This window comes from Pseudomonas sp. MM227 (assembly GCF_947090715.1).
Lineage (GTDB): Bacteria > Pseudomonadota > Gammaproteobacteria > Pseudomonadales > Pseudomonadaceae > Aquipseudomonas > Aquipseudomonas baltica.
On the sequence record NZ_OX352319.1, the window covers coordinates 3,459,320 to 3,474,891 of the forward strand.

Consider the following 15,572-nt stretch of genomic DNA (forward strand, 5'->3'; position numbering starts at 1 on the left):
GCCTGCAACTCCCCCTCGGCATGATCCTCGGCCGCTTCATCGCAAGTTCCGACATCATCGCCAAGTAACCCCTTCCCCTTCAACTCAAAGTCAGCCGCTGTAGCGGTGTGGCGGAGCTATCCCCATGAATATTTACCGGCACACGTTCGCGGCCACCTGCCCTTCGGACGGGGACACGATCATCTACAGCCTAGAGATTCGTACGTTGGACGTGGTGATGGTCGAGCACATCCGGACCGCCACGGCGCTGGTCAAGTCCGGCTACCACGAACGAATCGCGGATGAGCTGGCCGAGCGCTTGGGCGGCGACCAGACGATCAAGGCTGTGCACCAGGGCGTCGAGATCGAAACGTTGAGGGTGAGCAGATGATCCATTATCACGGTACTCCAGTCGGAGGCACCCGCCAGGACGGTGCGCGCTTTCTTGCGGGCCGGCACGCCCTGGTGCCCTTTCCGCGCCAGGACGACGTAGGAATAGTCGCTGAGGTGTGCCAATCGTTCGTGTTCGACAACGGTGCCTTCAGCATCTGGAACAAGGGCGGCACGCTCGACGTCGACGGCTATACCCGCTGGGTTGAGGACTGGCACCGCCACCCAGGCTTCGACTGGGCGTTGATCCCTGATGTGATCGACGGGGATCAGGCGGCGAACGATGCGTGGCTGACAGCGTGGCCTCGGAACATACGCGGCGTACCTGTCTGGCACCTTCACGAATCGCTCGAACGCTTACAGCGTCTCGCTAGCGAATGGCCCATGGTGGCCTTTGGCAGTTCAGGGCAATGGCGTTCGCCTGGTACCCCGGCTTGGTGGAAGCGTATGGGGGCGGCCATGAACGCGATCTGCGACGACCAGGGCCGGCCGGCATGCCGGTTGCACGGTCTGCGCATGCTCGACCCGAACATTTTCCAGCGCGTGCCATTTACCTCGGCAGACTCCACCAACGCCGCGGTCAACGGTGGCAGCATCAGCCGCTTCGGCATGTACGCGCCTCCCACCGCCGGCCAGCGCGCCTGCGTGATAGCCGACAGGATCGAAGCTTACAACAGTTCGCCGAACTGGCAGATCGAATCGCAAATAGACTTAACTTGGTAGTACTAAATACGCTATTCACCTTAGTAGGCTTTATGGGGGGTATATCCGCCTGGATACATACTGTAATCGTGATCCCCATAATAATCTGCTGGAACTCGAGGGCCGAAGCTTAGTGACATCACCGGATCTTCTTTTGATGCCTGCATTTTACCTCTCAAACATAATCTTTCAAGTTCTTCGTCCAAACCCGAACTCATCCCCCTATGGTACCTACCAGATTTAACAACAAAGCAGCCACCACTAATAGTTTGTGGATCTAGAGTCAAATGCTTAACGTAGTTACAGTTTTCGTCTACCGCCCAGCAATAGCCTGTTTTTATCTCAAGCGGAAAAATATCCCCCGCTCTCATCATTGCAATGAGTGCTCGCATTCGAGACGAATCAGGATATATAGAGATAATCTCATGAATTAAATCTCCCGAAGATTTGTATTTTGCATATCGCACCTTATATTTAGCGGACTCATCCTGATACTTTATTTTTGGCACAATAAAACCTAGACCTTACGACTCGAAACATGAGAATACATAGCCTCCGCAAACAGCTCAATACAAATATTGCTATCTGCGAAAACCCCCTAGCCAAAAATAAGCTCATTGCAATAGGTGGCTACATTGTAGGCCTGCTTCCAACACAACGAGGTCTGCAACGAATGCGGCCAATACCGCGCCCATGGAAACCACCGCTCCTGCTCCAAGGAGCCCCAGCAGCGGTATGCACAAGCGAGAAAAAAAAGAGCCTACTAGCCTCTAAATGCGTCACCGCTTGGCTCTGCCTGCAACTCCTCCTAGGCATGCTCCTCGACCGCTACATCGCAAGCGCCGACGTCATCGCCAAGTAACCCCTTCCCTCCCATCTATGCAGCCTGCCGGTGATCGGCGGGCGGAGCTATGCCATGACAAAAGAAGAACTCGAAGGGCTGCCCAAAAAGATCCGGATAGCCGTGGCCGCAGGCGTCGAGGCCGCTAACGCTCAGCCAGACGATGGCGGTAGCGCAAATCTCGATCGCGTCGTTATCCCGATTCGCAAGGTTCGTGAATCCACAATCGCAAAACACGGCTTGCCTGGCTACCTCTCTGAGGCCAGCCGCTGGCACGGACGGGCGCTGCACCTTGATACGCCATTTAAGGGCCAGGGGAATCGTCGCTATGCCGGTGTCCAGGCCATGCACAAGTCGCTGCAAGCCCAGGGCGTCAACTGCTACGTCTATTACCAGATCGACTAACCACTTCTGCCGCCAAGCGCGGCACGGAGCATACCCATGAGCAAGGTAACCCTTGAAGAATGGGCGGCGGACCAATTCAGGACGCCGCCCAGCGCCAATACGTTGCGCAAATGGGCGCGGGACGGCTGCATATTCCCTGCGCCGGTCAAGCACGGCCGCAGCTACTATGTCGAGGATGACGCTTGCTACCGCGAGCAAGTGCGGCACCAAATCCCCAAGGGCACAAGCCTTATCAGCCGAATCGAAAGCGCACGACATGGCACCAAGGCCGCGTAACCCCGGATCGAAGGACCTGCCGCCCAACCTCTACAAGAAGAAGGACAGCCGAACCGGAGCGACCTACTTCACCTACCGTGATCCGGTGAGCAATCGATGGTTTGGCTTGGGCAAAGACAAGGACGCAGCCATTCGTGAAGCGGTGTCCGCCAACCTGGCGGATGCACACCGACCAATGTTGGCGACTCGGATGGTAGCGGCTGCGGCGCCAGCGGCACGGCTGTTTGGTGACTGGCTGGATAAGTACGAAGAGGTATATCAGGAGCGGAAGCCGGCCGAGTCCAGCAAGAAGAGCGTGCGCATGCGCGTCAAGCGTCTCAAGACGGCATTCGGCGGAATGGATATTCGCTCTGTGTCGACAATGAACATCGCAAACTATCTGACTGCGATGTCCAAAGAGGGAAAGGACAGATGGCGCGCGCTATGCGCTCATTGCTTCGTGACGTGTTCACGGAGGCCATTGCTGCGGGCTGGACTGAAACCAACCCCGTAGAGCTCACCAGGGCAGCCATGGTGACAGTGAAACGCGAGCGCCTGAGCTTGGAGTTATGGTTGGCCACCCTGGAAGAGGCAAAGCAGCCTTGGTTGAAGCGGGCGATGGAGCTTGCGTTGCTGACCGGCCAGCGGCGTGAGGACGTCGCCAGCATGCTTTTCAAGGATGAGCATGACAAATACCTGCATGTGGTCCAGTCCAAGACTGGCGCTGGGCTCCGGATAAGCACTGCGCTGCGCCTGGAGTCCGCCGGGCTGGAGCTGGCGATAGTGATAAAACGCTGCCGTGACCGCGTATTGTCGCAACACCTGGTGCATCACACCCGAACCATCAGCCGCGCAAAGGCCGGTGACCGGGTCGTACTCGACACTTTGAGCAAAGAGTTTGCATTGGCACGTGACAGAGCAGCCGCCAAGCTGGGCATCACACTCGGCGACAGCCCGCCGACGTTCCATGAGCAGCGATCCTTAGCCGCCCGTCTCCACGCCGCCGAAGGTCGTGACCCGCAAACGCTTCTTGGTCATAGGTCGGCAAAAATGACGGATATGTATCGTGACAGCCGTGGCGCCGAGTGGATAGATGTGGCTTAGATACGACTTCTATGCAGCTGCGGTGCTCTGAAGTTCAGATATCCGTCTCGACAATCTGCTGGCCTCAGCCAGTACAAGCTCCACCGTTGTCTGGGTAACGGTCTTGCTGAGGTAATAGTCGGAGATGACACGATGACCGTGCAAAGCCTTCAGCTCACGACTTAAAGCCTGCAGCTTAGTCATCAAAGGGCGATTGGATGTAGCATGAGACTTCAGTGCTAAAAAAAGGCTGGCATGAGTCGAGGCTTTGATCTCGGACAAATCTATTTTTAGATCAAACTCCACAAGCTCTAGAGCGGAATGAAATACAGAATAGTATGCCCTACCAACAATATTCCGCCGCTCAACTTCAGTTAGCGCATCATTCTGATTCAGAAGTGCAGCATAGCTAAGAAGATCGCACGCTCCGATAGTCATATCGACTCTCCAACGGATGCCAAAGACACCACAGCTTTCTCTTCAACTTCATCATCAGATAACGGCACAAAGTGGTAGATAAGCTTGTCTGCCTGCTCGCAAGAGAAATCGTACACGCTCAATATCTCAGCAGTCAGCTGCTCGTTCATCTGAACGACTATATCCACAGTAGCTTGTACCGAAACATAAACTGACAAGTAGCAAAGCCCGTCTTCGCCGATAAGTGTGTGACCTAAACCACGATCTCGAACCTTGAATGCTCTTACAACCTTACCCACTAAAGCGTGCATAGTTTCAGCAAAACTAAAATCGATTTCTGCCGATTCAAACATAGCTTTACATTTTTGTGCACTATGAACTGTAGTGGATATCCTATTGGACATCTTGCCGCCGGCAGTGACATACAAATCCAAACCATCAGCTATGAGATCCGGACGATTCGAACCAATACAGCTTAGCAAGTACTGATAAGCTGCTTCTTCAGAAACTCTGGAAATCTGCACCGCTTTCAAATAAGATTGCCGAGACTCCGAGTCATACGAGAGCCTGCCTAAAACAACAGCCTGATTCATGTATAAAAAAATATTGGATGTCGAAATCGCTTCGGCTTTAGCGAAGAATATCCTGGTGTTTTTTTCATCCCAAAGATATGAATACAAAATACCCTTGATGACATACCCAGAAAAAGCATCAGTAGTTAGAAGTCTGTCAGCCTTTCTTAAAAGAAGACCAATCTGAAACTGATTCGCGTCAGCATCGTTCACAGCATCTAATTCAGCTATTAGGTCGTGTGCGATGGTGGCAGGTATGCTCATTTAATCTCCTCATAGAACCATTGCCGAAGGGCTCTCCCGCCCAGTTACTAGACTGGTCTTCGGAAACCGAACAGCTTGATCGCTCTCGTCCATTGCGATCCTGGCTGAACAATCTGTAGCCTCACTGCCCAATTTCAACGCGCTTGAGCACGGCGGAGCTTACCTTGAGCTCGAGTTCATGGCAATCCACGCTGATCAATCTCCCGTGAACCGAGACGCCTCACATAGCGTAGCGTCCGACAATCGCGCATAATCTTAGGCATATTACTTTTGCAGGAGTATTGGGGGAGTTTTGGAGGAGTCCGATTCGTCCATATAAATCAATGAGTTATACTCTCTACGGCATCAAAGCCTGCGACACCATGAAAAAGGCCCGTACCTGGCTCGACGAGCACCAGGTGGAGTACGCCTTTCATGACTACAAGAGCGCCGGTATCGACCGCGAGCACCTGTCCCGCTGGTGCGACGAGCACGGCTGGCAAATGGTGCTCAACAAGGCCGGTACCACCTTCCGCAAGCTTAGCGACGAGCAGAAGGCCGACATCGACCAGGCCAGGGCCATCGAGCTGATGCTCGCCCAGCCGTCGATGATCAAGCGCCCGGTGTTGCAGCTTGGCGACAAGACCGTGATCGGCTTCAAGCCTGATATCTACGCAGCGGCCCTTGCCTGACGCGGGCCCGCACTTATTCTGCACGAGGTAATTCCATGTCCAATTCCCTGTTCAGCCTGGCCTTCGGTGTCGGCACGCAAAACCGTCAAGGCACCTGGCTGGAAGTGTTCTATGCACAGCCGTTGACCAACCCGTCCACTGCACTGGTCGATGCCATCGCTCCGCTGCTGGGTTACACCGGTGGCAACCAGGCCGTTGCCTTCAGCAACACCCAGGCCTCGCAGCTGGCCGAGGCGCTCAAGCACGTCGACCCGGCGCAAGCCGCCCTGTTGACCCGCCTGGCCGAAAGCCACAAGCCGCTGGTCGCGACGCTGCTGGCCGAAGACGCCGCGCTGACCTCCACGCCCGAGGCGTACCTGAAGCTGCATCTGCTGTCGCACCGTCTGGCGCAGCCACACGGCCTGAACCTGGCCGGCATCTTCCCGCTGCTGCCCAATGTCGCCTGGACCAGCCAGGGCGCGGTCGACCTGGCCGAACTGGGTGAGCGTCAGCTGGAAGCACGCCTGAAGGGCGAACTGCTGGAAGTGTTCTCGGTGGACAAGTTCCCCAAGATGACCGACTACGTGGTACCGGCCGGCGTGCGTATCGCCGACAGCGCGCGCGTGCGCCTGGGCGCCTACATCGGCGAAGGCACCACCGTCATGCACGAGGGCTTCGTCAACTTCAACGCCGGCACCCAAGGCCCAGGCATGATCGAAGGCCGTGTCTCGGCGGGCGTGTTCGTCGGCAAGGGCTCGGACCTGGGCGGCGGCTGCTCGACCATGGGTACCCTGTCCGGTGGCGGCAACATCGTCATCAAAGTAGGCGAAGGCTGCCTGATCGGCGCCAATGCCGGTATCGGCATTCCATTGGGCGACCGCAACACCGTCGAAGCCGGTCTGTACATCACGGCAGGCACCAAGGTGGCGCTGCTCGATGAACAGAACCAACTGGTCAAGACCTTGAAGGCACGGGACCTGGCCGGTCAGCCCGACCTGCTGTTCCGTCGCAATTCGGTCACCGGTGCCGTGGAGTGCAAGAGCCACAAGTCGGCCATCGAACTCAACGAAGCGCTGCACGCTCACAACTAAGTGGCGATATCGGGCCCGGCATCCCTGCCGGGCCTTTTGCCTGGGGTCTTCGACCATGTTCCACGCCTCCCCCTGGCGCTCTGACTTTCCAGCCATCGCCGCCTTGCACCAGCAGCAGCAGACCTACCTGGACAGCGCTGCAACCACCCAGAAACCGCAAGCTCTTATCGACGCCATCGGCCACTACTATGGCCACGGCGCGGCCAACGTACATCGCGCCCAGCATCTGCCGGGATCCTTGGCGACCCGTGCGTTCGAAGCCAGCCGCGAGAAGGTCGCGCGATGGCTGAATGCAGGCAGTTCCGAGCAGATCATCTTCACCCACGGCGCGACCAGTGCGCTGAATCTGCTCGCCTATGGCCTGGCCGAGCAACTGCAGCCCGGCGACGAACTGGTGATCAGCGCCGCCGAACACCATGCCAACCTGCTGCCGTGGCAACAGCTGGCCAAACGTCGTGGCCTGCCACTGCGGGTACTGCCGCTGGATGCCAGTGGCGTGGTCGACCTGCAGGCGGCTGCGCAGATCATCGGGCCACGTACCCGGCTGCTGGCAGTGACCCAACTGCCCAACGTCTTCGGCGCGTGGCAACCGCTGCCGGAACTGCTCGCGCTTGCGCGTGCACAAGGCGCGATCACGGTGGTGGATGGCGCACAGGGCGTCGTCCATGGACGCCATGATGTCGAGCGTCTGCAGTGCGATTTCTATGTATTTTCCAGCCACAAGCTGTATGGCCCGGACGGTGTCGGTGTGCTGTATGGCCGGCGCGAGGCGTTGCAGAAACTAGCGCACTGGCAATTCGGCGGCGAAATGGTGCACCAGGCCGATTACCAGAGTGCGAGCTTTCACCCGGCGCCCTTGGGCCATGAAGCGGGCACCCCAGCCATCGCCGGTGTGATCGGACTGGGCGCAACCCTGGATTACCTCAGCGGCCTGGACGCCCAGGCCGTGGCCGCACACGAAGCGTGCCTGCATGCGCAATTGCTGGCGGGGCTGCACGCGCGCAGCGGTGTGCGCTTGCTCGGCACGCCGCAGATTGCGTTGGCCAGTTTCGTCGTGGACGGCGTACACAACGCCGATCTGGCGCACTTGCTGACCGATCAAGGCATCGCCGTGCGCGCCGGGCATCACTGCGCCATGCCATTGATGAAGCACCTTGGCCTGTCCGGCGCCATTCGTGTGTCCTTGGGCCTGTACAACGACTCTGGCGACCTGCAACAGTTTTTCGAGGCACTGGACAAGGCGTTGGAGATACTCACATGACCTTGAACCCACAGGCTGAAGACGCACTTCAGGCTTTCAAGCAGGCCGCCGGTTGGGAACAACGGGCGCGGCTGTTGATGCAGTGGGGCGAACGCCTGGAGCCGCTGGACGAAGGGCAGAAAGTGGACGCCAATCGTGTGCACGGGTGTGAAAGCGTGGTGTGGTTGGTGGCTGAGCGGCAGGATGAGCGCTGGCACTTCAAGGCCGCCAGTGATGCACGGATGATCCGTGGCTTGCTGGCGCTGCTGCTGGTGCGGGTCGAGGGCCTGGATTCGCAGGCGCTGCGCGAGCTGAAGCTGGCCGACTGGTTCGAACAACTGGGCTTGGGCCGCCAGCTGTCGCCTTCGCGCAGCAATGGGCTGAATGCGGTGTTGAAGCGGATGGCCGAGCTGGTGTGAACCTTGTAGGTCCGGTGGGCAGTCCTTCGCGGTGTTATGACTACCCTGCCCTCAGACTCCCGCCTTGACCCTATCCGCCGGACGCCGCACCCCGGCCACGATCTTGTCGACCGCCTTGGTCGCCGCCACCATGCCAAAGGTCGCCGTCACCATCATCACCGCCCCGAACCCCCCGGCGCAGTCCAGCTTCACCCCGTCACCGACGAAACTCTTCTGCAGGCAAATGCTGCCATCGGGCTTGGGGTACCGCAGCTGTTCGGTGGAGAACACGCAGGGCACGCTGTAGTGGCGCGTGACCGTGCGTGAAAACCCATAGTCGCGACGCAGTGTCGAACGCACCTTGGAGGCCAGCGGATCGTTGAACGTACGGTTCAGGTCGCAGACCTGGATCAAGGTCGGGTCGATCTGCCCGCCGGCGCCCCCGGTGGTGATGATCTGGATCTTGCGCCGCTTGCACCAGGCGATCAGCGCGGCCTTGGCATTCACGCTGTCGATGCAGTCGATCACGCAATCGATGTTCGGCGTGATGTATTCGGCCATGGTGTCGCGAGTGACGAAATCCGCCACCGCGTGCACCGTGCAGTCGGGATTGATACCGCGTAGCCGCTCGGCCATCACCTCGACCTTGGGCTTGCCCACGGTGCTGTCCAGCGCATGCAACTGCCGGTTGGCATTGCTGACGCAGACGTCGTCCAGGTCGAACAGCGAAATCTCCCCCACCCCGGTGCGGGCGATCGCTTCCGCCGCCCACGAGCCGACGCCACCCACACCGACGATGGCCACGTGGGCGTCACGCAGGCGCTGCATGCCCTCCAGGCCATAAAGGCGGGCAATGCCGGCGAAACGGGGATCTTCTGTACTCATCACACGGCACCTCAAAAAACCGGCGCGCAGTATACACCACCGCCCAATGTAGGAGCGGTCATCGGCCGCGAAAGGCGCGCCGCAGTCTGCCTGAGGCACCGCGCCGCCCTTTTCGCGGCCACGGACCGCTCCTACGCACGGGAAACCGTTAATATAGCGCCTGACCGTCATTATCAGAGGTGAACCCCATGAGTTCGTCCACACCCCATACCGCCAAGCTCGATCGCATTCTCGCCGATGCCCAGCGCGAGCGCGAAAGCGGCTATCGCGACAAGGCCCTGCGCATGTACCCCCACGTGTGCGGCCGCTGTGCCCGCGAGTTCGCCGGCAAGCGCCTGAGCGAGCTGACCGTGCACCACCGCGACCACAACCACGACAACAATCCCCAGGACGGCTCCAACTGGGAACTGCTGTGCCTGTACTGCCACGACAACGAGCACTCGCGCTACACCGACCAGCAGTACTACGCCGAAGGCTCCACCAGCAGCCCGACCATCGCCAAGGCGACCCACAACCCCTTCGCGGCCCTGGCCGGATTGATGAAAAAAGACTGAGCGAGCACGTGGCCAACAAACGGTACAGCTGCATCGGGTTGTTCAACCCCAAATCCCCGGAAAACGTCGGCTCGGTCATGCGCGCCGCCGGTTGCTACGGGGTCAACTCGGTGTTCTATACGGGCAAGCGCTACGAGCGTGCACGTGATTTCGTCACCGACACCAAGCGGGTTCACTACGACATTCCGCTCATCGGCATCGACGATTTGCAGAAAATCATTCCGCTGGGCTGCACCCCCGTGGCCGTCGAGCTGGTCGATGGCGCACGTCCGCTGCCCGAATACACCCATCCGGATCGCGCCATCTACATCTTCGGCCCCGAGGACGGCAGCCTCGACCAAAGCGTGCGCGACTGGTGCGAAGACACCATCTACATTCCCACCACAGGCTGCATGAACCTGGCCGCCACGGTCAACGTCGTGCTTTACGACCGCCTGGCCAAGGGCAACAACACGCGCTCCGGGCCCAAATTCAAATAAGCCGATGGAACAGCGTGAAGATTTGGCAGTCAGCTTGTTATCACTGCCCTATCAGGAGATTCACCATGAGCGACAGCAAAACCGTGGACGTCATCAAATCCGTTACCCAGCCCGACTACCATAACGTCAAGGGTTGGGAACGCGCCGGCTCGCTGCTGGTGGGCGTCGTCTCGATCGGCAAGGGTCTGCGCCGCGGCGGGATCTTCGGTCTGATCCAGGTGGCCATTGGTGGCGCAGCCCTGGCCCGCGGCTGGAGCGGTCACTGTGCAGCCAAGTCGCTGGCCGAGAAAGGCCGCAGCGATCTGGAAGAGATCCGCAACAAGATCGAACGCGCTGGCGAAGATCTGCTGAACCTGAAGAAAAATGCTGATTCGGCGACCGACACCGCTACCGTGACTGGCGAAGACCCGGCGGTAACGCCAAAGATCTGAGTGCCTCGAGCCTCAAACGCGCCCCTCTGCAGTCATGCTGCAGCGGGGCGCAGCTTTATCGGCCGAGCGACCGGCGCGACGAATCAACCCGCGCGAAAGATCAGATAGTCTTCCCAATCGTCTTCGTCGACATCCTTCTCGCTGACCATTTTGCCGGACTGCGAAATACGCTGTTTATGCACCTGTTCGCGGTCACCGCAGACCAGATGATGCCAAAGCGGCAGGTCCTGGCCCTGGCTGACCAGGCGATAACCGCAGGTCGGTGGTAGCCATTTGAATTGGTCGGCCTGGCCCGGCGTCAGCTGGATGCAGTCCGGCACGAAAGACTTGCGCCGCGGATAGTCGCTGCACTGACAGGTCTTGAGATCGAGCATCTTGCAGGCCACACGGGTGTAGTAGACGCTCTCGTCGTCTTCGTCCTCGAGCTTCTGCAGGCAGCACAGGCCACAACCGTCGCACAGGGACTCCCACTCGAGCGGATCAAGTTGCTCGAGCGTCTTGCGCATCCAGAAGGGTTCGACGATGGCAGCCATGTGACCGAGAGTCCTGTACGAAATTGGCGGCTCAGGCGCGGGCAGTACCTGAAAGGGCCGCCAGTCTAGTGCGCCCTGCAGCGCGGGCCAAGCTCTGGCGACTGCCGGTAAGCTTCACTTGTCAGGCGCGATCGATTCGCAGTAGTTTTTACCCCCTGCCCTCCATCACCCTTCAATCAGGAATGCCATGAGCGCCAATCCCCGCATCGCCGACTATGCCATCCACGAGCAATTCATCAATCGCTGGTCGCCGCGCGCGTTCGAGCCGGTCGAAATCGAACAGGACACCCTGCTCAGCTTCTTCGAAGCCGCCCGCTGGGCCGCCTCGGCCTACAACTCGCAACCCTGGCGCTTTCTCTACGCGCGCCGCGGCACGCCGAACTGGGAGCGCTACCTGGGCCTGCTCAATGAATTCAACCGTTCCTGGGCGCAGCACTCGTCCGCCATCGTGATCATCGCCTCGAAGACCACCTTCACCGCCCCCGGCGCCACCGAAGAATCGCCGGCGTTGTGGCACACCTTCGACACCGGCTCGGCCTGGGCGCACCTTGCGCTGCAAGCCAGCATCAGCGGCTGGCACACCCATGGCATGGCCGGCTTCGATCAGGATAAAACCCGTGAAGAGCTGAAGATCCCGGCTGAATATGCCGTGCATGCGGCCGTGGCCATCGGCAAGCTGGGTGACAAGGCCACCCTGGCCGAGTACCTGCAAGGTCGCGAACTGCCGAGCCCACGCCTGCCGTTGAGCCAGCTGGTGGCCGAAGGCGATTTCACGCTGTAAGCCAACCCGTAGACCGATGGGGCGGCAGACTCTGCGCCGCCGCCCCTGACCCACTCAATACCCGCGAGCGAAATCCACTTCGCCGCGCAGCGCCTTGCCGTCCTGCCACGCCTGCAGGTTCTCGACGAACAGCTCGACCATGGCCGATGGCGAGGTTGGCGCTGCGCTGTGGCCGGTGAGCAGCAAGCCCCAGGCCGTCCAGAACGGGTGCTTGACCGGCAGCGGCTCCTGACGACAGACGTCGATCACAGCCCCAGCCAGGTGCCCTTCCTTGAGCGCTTCCACCAGATCGGCATCCACCACCGCCACGCCGCGCCCGGCATTGATGAACAGCGCCTGCGGCTTGAAGCGCTTGAACAGCGCGGCGTCGAACAGATCGTGGGTCTGCACGGTGTCGGGCAGCAAGTTGATCACGTAGTCGGCCTCTTCCACCAGACGCCCGAGCTCAGCGAGCGGCGCCACCTCGATGAACGGTGACAACTCTCTCGCCGTGCTGGCTACGCCCAGCAGCGTGACCCCGAAGGGTTGCAGGAACCTCGCCACGGCCTGGCCGATCTCGCCGATGCCGACGATCAGCACGCGACGCCCGGCCAGGCTGCAACCGGGACGTGGATCCCACTTGCGCTCGACCTGGCTGACCAGCCGCGCCAGCACTTCGCGCTCATGGCCCAGCATGTAGGTCAGCATGTACTCGGCCATGACCTGGCCAAAGATGCCCACGGCGCGGGTCAGGCGATAGGCACGCGGCAGGCCGTCGCCCAAGAGCGGGGTGATGCCCGCCCACGTCGACTGCGCCCATTGCGGGGTCGCGCCGGTGCGCAGCAGGTTGACGAACAGGTCCGGCTGGCCGAGCCAGACCGGGCAGTCTGCCGCCAGCCGCGCCAGCTCGGCAGGGTCGCCGCTGGTGTGTACATTCAAATGGGGAGCAGCTGCGCCGAGCAACTTGGCGTAAACGGCATAATCGTGTTCGGCGATCAGAACGCGGGTCATTGCGAGGCCTTGGTCAAGACAGCTGCGCGACCCCGTATCGGCAGGGCGGCAGCAGGCAGGGTTGGTCAGATAAGGAGAGTCAGATAGGGTCGTTGCGGCGCAGCAGCTCTTCGGGAAGATGCTCGATGTACTCGTCTTCGGCAGGCGGCATCTGCAGGTGGTAACCCTGTGTTTCCAAGTGCTCGAGCACCAGGTTGATGTCTTCGCGCGCCAGGGCACGTTCCGGGCTGAGCACCAGATCGAAGGCGTGCACCGGTTTGCCGAACACGCTCAACAGGCCTTCGGGAACGCGCTCGAGCGCATCGCTCTTGAGCACATAGAGGTACATTCCGTTCTTGCACGGGCTACGGTAGATCGAACAGATACGTTTCATGGCTGGTCTCCAGCGGTGGCCAGGCTGTCGAGCAGGGCCTGCCCCATGCGCTCGCGTCGCCATCCACGCAGCGAATCGGGCAAGTGATAGGGGCCGTCGGGGTAGCCTGTCTTGAGCAACGCCTCGAGGGTCTTCTTGCGCAGCATCAGCTCGGGCGCCATGTTCAGACGCTCGGCCTCACGCTGGCCAATCGCACGCAACTGCTTGAGCACGGCCGACGCTTCGATCGGCAGCGGCTCGGGCAGCACCGATGGCCACTGCTCGGGCGCAACGCTGGCCGCAGCCTTGATCAACGCCAGAATCTGCTCGCCATCCTGGCGGACGGTGCGCGGATGCATGTCTTCGATCTTGGCCAGCGTCTGCAGGTTATCCGGTTGCAGCTTGGCCAGCGGCCACAGCGACTGCTCGCGCACGATGCGGTTGCGCGGCAGGTCGCGCGCACGGGCTTCCCGTTCGCGCCACGCGCACAGTTCGCGCAGTACCGCCAGTTGCGCGCGTGACAGTTTCCAGGCCAGCTTGGCGTCACGGTACAGCTCGTCGGGGTTCACTTCGCGGCGCAGCTGTGCCACCAATTCGGCGCCGTCTTCGAGGACCCAGGCGTACTTGTCAGCGGACAGCTGCGGGCGCAGCTTCTCGAACACCTCGGCCAGGTGCACGGCATCCTCGGCAGCGTAGCTGACCTGGGTGTCGGACAGCGGCCGCTGCAGCCAATCCGAACGCGTCTCGCCCTTGGGCAACTCGATGCCCAGCACTTCCTGGACCAGGCGCGAGTAGCCCATGGAGAACCCCAGGTTAAGGTAGGCGGCGGCCAGCTGCGTGTCGAACAGCGGCGCCGGCAGGCTGCCGGTCAGGCGCAGCAGCACTTCCAGGTCTTCGCTGCAGGCGTGCAGCACCTTGATCACCGCCGGATTTTCCAGCAGTTGGGTCAGTGGCTGCCACTGGGTAATCGACAACGGATCGATGAGGAAGGCGCTGGCGCCATCGCCGATCTGCAACAGCCCTGCGATGGGGTAGAAGGTGTCGACCCGCATGAATTCGGTGTCGAGGGCAACGTACGGCAAGCTCTGCCAGTGGGCGCAATGCTCAGCCAGGCTGGCATCGTCGCGAATCCAGTGAATATCGATGGCCACAAGGCTCTCCCACGAATAATGGCGCGCAGTATATATCGGCCCTGCTTCCACGGGGACATCCGTGCGTGCCTGCGGTCGTTAATCCGGCGAGCGCCCGTTGCGGGCACATGCATTGAACGATCTGCCCCCAACGGGGGGTCGAACCTAGGCATCGGGTCATTTTCCATGGCCCACCATTCTGTCCACCCCACCCAGAGGTGTCGAGATGCCGGTAAAACACAACCTGTTCGCTGATCTGAAACAGAGCAAGGAAGAAGTCGAAACCCGCGCCAAGAGCGACGATCGGCTTAGCCAGCTACTGACCCAATACCATGTCAGCGATGCCGACGTGGTCAAGGCCGAAGACCGCGCCGCGCCGGACGACGAGGTCAAGAAGCTCAAGGAAAAACGCCTGCTGATCAAGGACAAGATCGTTCAGCATCTGGGCTGACCCTACCCATCGCAGCGGCGCATGCGCGCCGCCTCCCGCCGCACCGATCCTGCACGCTTCACAACGTCGACGATTCGCGCTTCAGGTCTGCATGGCGAAAGGGCTTTGTCGCCCCGGACAACGATGTGGCGACTTGATCGAGCCAGTGCTCGGCAGTGAATTTTGGCGCAGCCCCGGCGAGCGTGATCAGCATCAGGCCAGGCAGCAACGTAGCCGGCCCCAGGCGCTGCAAGTTCCAACGCTCCAGCACCAGCAAAAATCCAAAGGCGGCACTCCCCCCGATCAACGCGCCCATGATGGCCTCCGCCATCGGGTGGATCACATTGCCCACCAGTGTCGCCGCAAACCATACTCCAAAGCCGATACCTGCCAAGGCTGCTGGCCATCGCAGGTATGGGTGAACCTGCCGCGCCAGAACGCTCGCCAGCACCGGCACCATCAGGCAGGCATTCATCGCATGACCGCTGAACACGGCAATGTTCAACGACGGCAGGCCGATGCCCCAGCCCTTGAACAGGATCTTGCTGGCACCCACCAGGCCATAGGCGCACAGCACCGTCAGCAACCACACCGTACAAGCCGCGCGTGAACCGGCCAACCACAACCAACCGGCAATCACCAGCGCAATTGGAAACATCACGGTGATAGCACCGTATTCCAACAACATGCATCACTCCTTCAAAATCGAACAGGCGGCGC

At 60.3% G+C, this 15,572-nt stretch carries 24 protein-coding genes; 15 read left to right on the top strand and 9 right to left on the bottom strand.

What is annotated here, in order from left to right; all coding sequences use genetic code 11:
* Positions 1-124 precede the first annotated feature (124 nt).
* Positions 125-370 (top strand): hypothetical protein, encoded by a 246-nt coding sequence (locus tag ONG87_RS15670; protein WP_264381595.1) that lies wholly within the window; start codon positions 125-127, stop codon positions 368-370.
* Positions 367-1,092 carry a hypothetical protein gene (locus ONG87_RS15675; protein ID WP_264381596.1) on the top strand — a complete coding sequence of 242 codons (726 nt, stop codon included), beginning with the start codon at positions 367-369 and terminating at the stop codon, positions 1,090-1,092. The genes ONG87_RS15670 and ONG87_RS15675 overlap by 4 nt, the downstream gene beginning before the upstream one ends.
* Positions 1,093-1,112: 20 nt before the next feature.
* On the opposite strand, the gene ONG87_RS15680 is transcribed toward ONG87_RS15675, so the two are convergent.
* Positions 1,113-1,580: a hypothetical protein gene (locus ONG87_RS15680; protein ID WP_264381597.1), complete on the bottom strand. Its 468-nt coding sequence runs from the start codon at positions 1,578-1,580 to the stop codon at positions 1,113-1,115.
* 407 nt (positions 1,581-1,987) lie between these two features.
* Here ONG87_RS15680 and ONG87_RS15685 point away from each other — a divergent pair, with 407 nt between their 5' ends.
* The 4 genes from ONG87_RS15685 to ONG87_RS15700 are packed head-to-tail and all read left to right on the top strand — an operon-like array spanning position 1,988 to position 3,676.
* On the top strand, positions 1,988-2,317 hold the full coding sequence (locus ONG87_RS15685) for a hypothetical protein (RefSeq protein WP_264381598.1): 330 nt from the start codon (positions 1,988-1,990) through the stop codon (positions 2,315-2,317).
* A gap of 36 nt (positions 2,318-2,353) precedes the next feature.
* A complete protein-coding gene (locus ONG87_RS15690) occupies positions 2,354-2,593 on the top strand; it encodes an excisionase (RefSeq protein ID WP_264381599.1) in 240 nt (79 codons plus the stop codon).
* Positions 2,574-3,086, top strand: coding sequence for a phage integrase Arm DNA-binding domain-containing protein (locus tag ONG87_RS15695; protein ID WP_264381600.1), 513 nt, complete (start codon positions 2,574-2,576; stop codon positions 3,084-3,086). The genes ONG87_RS15690 and ONG87_RS15695 overlap by 20 nt, the downstream gene beginning before the upstream one ends.
* Positions 3,017-3,676: a tyrosine-type recombinase/integrase gene (locus ONG87_RS15700; RefSeq protein ID WP_264381601.1), complete on the top strand. Its 660-nt coding sequence runs from the start codon at positions 3,017-3,019 to the stop codon at positions 3,674-3,676. Before ONG87_RS15695 ends, ONG87_RS15700 begins: the two co-directional genes overlap by 70 nt.
* A gap of 9 nt (positions 3,677-3,685) precedes the next feature.
* On the opposite strand, the gene ONG87_RS15705 is transcribed toward ONG87_RS15700, so the two are convergent.
* Together ONG87_RS15705 and ONG87_RS15710 are read right to left on the bottom strand one after the other, a co-directional pair.
* Positions 3,686-4,093, bottom strand: coding sequence for a hypothetical protein (locus tag ONG87_RS15705; RefSeq protein ID WP_264381602.1), 408 nt, complete (start codon positions 4,091-4,093; stop codon positions 3,686-3,688).
* A complete protein-coding gene (locus tag ONG87_RS15710) occupies positions 4,090-4,908 on the bottom strand; it encodes a hypothetical protein (RefSeq protein WP_264381603.1) in 819 nt (272 codons plus the stop codon). The genes ONG87_RS15705 and ONG87_RS15710 overlap by 4 nt, the downstream gene beginning before the upstream one ends.
* A gap of 323 nt (positions 4,909-5,231) precedes the next feature.
* Here ONG87_RS15710 and ONG87_RS15715 point away from each other — a divergent pair, with 323 nt between their 5' ends.
* Genes ONG87_RS15715 through ONG87_RS15730 form a run of 4 tightly spaced genes read left to right on the top strand, consistent with a single transcriptional unit; the run spans position 5,232 to position 8,308 of the window.
* Positions 5,232-5,579: an ArsC family reductase gene (locus ONG87_RS15715; RefSeq protein WP_264381604.1), complete on the top strand. Its 348-nt coding sequence runs from the start codon at positions 5,232-5,234 to the stop codon at positions 5,577-5,579.
* A 35-nt stretch (positions 5,580-5,614) separates the two neighbouring features.
* Positions 5,615-6,649 carry a 2,3,4,5-tetrahydropyridine-2,6-dicarboxylate N-succinyltransferase gene (gene dapD / locus ONG87_RS15720; RefSeq protein WP_122476625.1) on the top strand — a complete coding sequence of 345 codons (1,035 nt, stop codon included), beginning with the start codon at positions 5,615-5,617 and terminating at the stop codon, positions 6,647-6,649.
* Between the two features lie 55 nt (positions 6,650-6,704).
* Entirely contained in the window at positions 6,705-7,910 is a 1,206-nt protein-coding gene (locus ONG87_RS15725; RefSeq protein WP_264381605.1) for an aminotransferase class V-fold PLP-dependent enzyme, read from the top strand.
* A complete protein-coding gene (locus ONG87_RS15730) occupies positions 7,907-8,308 on the top strand; it encodes a SufE family protein (RefSeq protein ID WP_264381606.1) in 402 nt (133 codons plus the stop codon). Before ONG87_RS15725 ends, ONG87_RS15730 begins: the two co-directional genes overlap by 4 nt.
* 51 nt (positions 8,309-8,359) lie before the next feature.
* Here ONG87_RS15730 and tcdA read toward each other — a convergent pair whose 3' ends face one another.
* Entirely contained in the window at positions 8,360-9,172 is an 813-nt protein-coding gene (gene tcdA, locus ONG87_RS15735) for a tRNA cyclic N6-threonylcarbamoyladenosine(37) synthase TcdA (RefSeq protein ID WP_122476630.1), read from the bottom strand.
* A gap of 188 nt (positions 9,173-9,360) precedes the next feature.
* Between tcdA and ONG87_RS15740 the strand changes: the two genes are divergently transcribed.
* The 3 genes from ONG87_RS15740 to ONG87_RS15750 all read left to right on the top strand — a co-directional run bounded on the left by ONG87_RS15740 (position 9,361) and on the right by ONG87_RS15750 (position 10,636).
* A complete protein-coding gene (locus ONG87_RS15740) occupies positions 9,361-9,726 on the top strand; it encodes a YajD family HNH nuclease (protein ID WP_043185061.1) in 366 nt (121 codons plus the stop codon).
* 8 nt (positions 9,727-9,734) lie between these two features.
* Positions 9,735-10,205, top strand: coding sequence for an RNA methyltransferase (locus ONG87_RS15745; RefSeq protein WP_049862310.1), 471 nt, complete (start codon positions 9,735-9,737; stop codon positions 10,203-10,205).
* A gap of 65 nt (positions 10,206-10,270) precedes the next feature.
* Entirely contained in the window at positions 10,271-10,636 is a 366-nt protein-coding gene (locus ONG87_RS15750; RefSeq protein WP_122476633.1) for a DUF2892 domain-containing protein, read from the top strand.
* 83 nt (positions 10,637-10,719) lie between these two features.
* Here ONG87_RS15750 and ONG87_RS15755 read toward each other — a convergent pair whose 3' ends face one another.
* Positions 10,720-11,169 (bottom strand): YcgN family cysteine cluster protein, encoded by a 450-nt coding sequence (locus tag ONG87_RS15755; RefSeq protein ID WP_122476635.1) that lies wholly within the window; start codon positions 11,167-11,169, stop codon positions 10,720-10,722.
* Positions 11,170-11,356: 187 nt separating this feature from the next.
* On the opposite strand from ONG87_RS15755, the gene ONG87_RS15760 reads away from it, so the two are divergent.
* Complete coding sequence (locus ONG87_RS15760) at positions 11,357-11,950, top strand: nitroreductase family protein (RefSeq protein ID WP_122476637.1); 594 nt, start codon at positions 11,357-11,359, stop codon at positions 11,948-11,950.
* A 54-nt stretch (positions 11,951-12,004) separates the two neighbouring features.
* Here the strand turns inward: ONG87_RS15760 and ONG87_RS15765 are convergent, their stop codons facing one another.
* The 3 genes from ONG87_RS15765 to rnd form a co-directional block, all read right to left on the bottom strand.
* On the bottom strand, positions 12,005-12,940 hold the full coding sequence (locus tag ONG87_RS15765; RefSeq protein WP_264381607.1) for a D-2-hydroxyacid dehydrogenase: 936 nt from the start codon (positions 12,938-12,940) through the stop codon (positions 12,005-12,007).
* Positions 12,941-13,019: 79 nt separating this feature from the next.
* Positions 13,020-13,313 (bottom strand): YcgL domain-containing protein, encoded by a 294-nt coding sequence (locus tag ONG87_RS15770; RefSeq protein ID WP_122476641.1) that lies wholly within the window; start codon positions 13,311-13,313, stop codon positions 13,020-13,022.
* The gene (gene rnd, locus ONG87_RS15775) at positions 13,310-14,443 is read right to left on the bottom strand and encodes a ribonuclease D (RefSeq protein ID WP_264381608.1); all 1,134 of its coding nucleotides are present in this window, start codon (positions 14,441-14,443) and stop codon (positions 13,310-13,312) included. The genes ONG87_RS15770 and rnd overlap by 4 nt, the downstream gene beginning before the upstream one ends.
* A 205-nt stretch (positions 14,444-14,648) precedes the next feature.
* Here rnd and ONG87_RS15780 point away from each other — a divergent pair, with 205 nt between their 5' ends.
* Entirely contained in the window at positions 14,649-14,873 is a 225-nt protein-coding gene (locus ONG87_RS15780; RefSeq protein ID WP_122476645.1) for a hypothetical protein, read from the top strand.
* Positions 14,874-14,931: 58 nt separating this feature from the next.
* On the opposite strand, the gene ONG87_RS15785 is transcribed toward ONG87_RS15780, so the two are convergent.
* The gene (locus tag ONG87_RS15785; RefSeq protein WP_240998687.1) at positions 14,932-15,540 is read right to left on the bottom strand and encodes a hypothetical protein; all 609 of its coding nucleotides are present in this window, start codon (positions 15,538-15,540) and stop codon (positions 14,932-14,934) included.
* Positions 15,541-15,572: the final 32 nt, after the last annotated feature.

What these genes read in the sequence shown, in the direction of transcription:
- ONG87_RS15725 (WP_264381605.1), top strand. Translation starts at nt 6,705, where the DNA reads ATGTTCCACGCCTCCCCCTGGCGCTCTGACTTTCCAGCCATCGCCGCC.
- ONG87_RS15770 (WP_122476641.1), bottom strand. Translation starts at nt 13,313, where the DNA reads ATGAAACGTATCTGTTCGATCTACCGTAGCCCGTGCAAGAACGGAATG.
- ONG87_RS15785 (WP_240998687.1), bottom strand. Translation starts at nt 15,540, where the DNA reads ATGTTGTTGGAATACGGTGCTATCACCGTGATGTTTCCAATTGCGCTG.
- ONG87_RS15780 (WP_122476645.1), top strand. Translation starts at nt 14,649, where the DNA reads ATGCCGGTAAAACACAACCTGTTCGCTGATCTGAAACAGAGCAAGGAA.
- ONG87_RS15685 (WP_264381598.1), top strand. Translation starts at nt 1,988, where the DNA reads ATGACAAAAGAAGAACTCGAAGGGCTGCCCAAAAAGATCCGGATAGCC.
- ONG87_RS15710 (WP_264381603.1), bottom strand. Translation starts at nt 4,908, where the DNA reads ATGAGCATACCTGCCACCATCGCACACGACCTAATAGCTGAATTAGAT.
- ONG87_RS15705 (WP_264381602.1), bottom strand. Translation starts at nt 4,093, where the DNA reads ATGACTATCGGAGCGTGCGATCTTCTTAGCTATGCTGCACTTCTGAAT.
- ONG87_RS15740 (WP_043185061.1), top strand. Translation starts at nt 9,361, where the DNA reads ATGAGTTCGTCCACACCCCATACCGCCAAGCTCGATCGCATTCTCGCC.
- ONG87_RS15715 (WP_264381604.1), top strand. Translation starts at nt 5,232, where the DNA reads ATGAGTTATACTCTCTACGGCATCAAAGCCTGCGACACCATGAAAAAG.
- ONG87_RS15670 (WP_264381595.1), top strand. Translation starts at nt 125, where the DNA reads ATGAATATTTACCGGCACACGTTCGCGGCCACCTGCCCTTCGGACGGG.
- tcdA (WP_122476630.1), bottom strand. Translation starts at nt 9,172, where the DNA reads ATGAGTACAGAAGATCCCCGTTTCGCCGGCATTGCCCGCCTTTATGGC.
- ONG87_RS15700 (WP_264381601.1), top strand. Translation starts at nt 3,017, where the DNA reads ATGCGCTCATTGCTTCGTGACGTGTTCACGGAGGCCATTGCTGCGGGC.
- ONG87_RS15730 (WP_264381606.1), top strand. Translation starts at nt 7,907, where the DNA reads ATGACCTTGAACCCACAGGCTGAAGACGCACTTCAGGCTTTCAAGCAG.
- ONG87_RS15695 (WP_264381600.1), top strand. Translation starts at nt 2,574, where the DNA reads ATGGCACCAAGGCCGCGTAACCCCGGATCGAAGGACCTGCCGCCCAAC.
- dapD (WP_122476625.1), top strand. Translation starts at nt 5,615, where the DNA reads ATGTCCAATTCCCTGTTCAGCCTGGCCTTCGGTGTCGGCACGCAAAAC.
- ONG87_RS15755 (WP_122476635.1), bottom strand. Translation starts at nt 11,169, where the DNA reads ATGGCTGCCATCGTCGAACCCTTCTGGATGCGCAAGACGCTCGAGCAA.
- ONG87_RS15690 (WP_264381599.1), top strand. Translation starts at nt 2,354, where the DNA reads ATGAGCAAGGTAACCCTTGAAGAATGGGCGGCGGACCAATTCAGGACG.
- ONG87_RS15675 (WP_264381596.1), top strand. Translation starts at nt 367, where the DNA reads ATGATCCATTATCACGGTACTCCAGTCGGAGGCACCCGCCAGGACGGT.
- ONG87_RS15765 (WP_264381607.1), bottom strand. Translation starts at nt 12,940, where the DNA reads ATGACCCGCGTTCTGATCGCCGAACACGATTATGCCGTTTACGCCAAG.
- ONG87_RS15750 (WP_122476633.1), top strand. Translation starts at nt 10,271, where the DNA reads ATGAGCGACAGCAAAACCGTGGACGTCATCAAATCCGTTACCCAGCCC.
- ONG87_RS15760 (WP_122476637.1), top strand. Translation starts at nt 11,357, where the DNA reads ATGAGCGCCAATCCCCGCATCGCCGACTATGCCATCCACGAGCAATTC.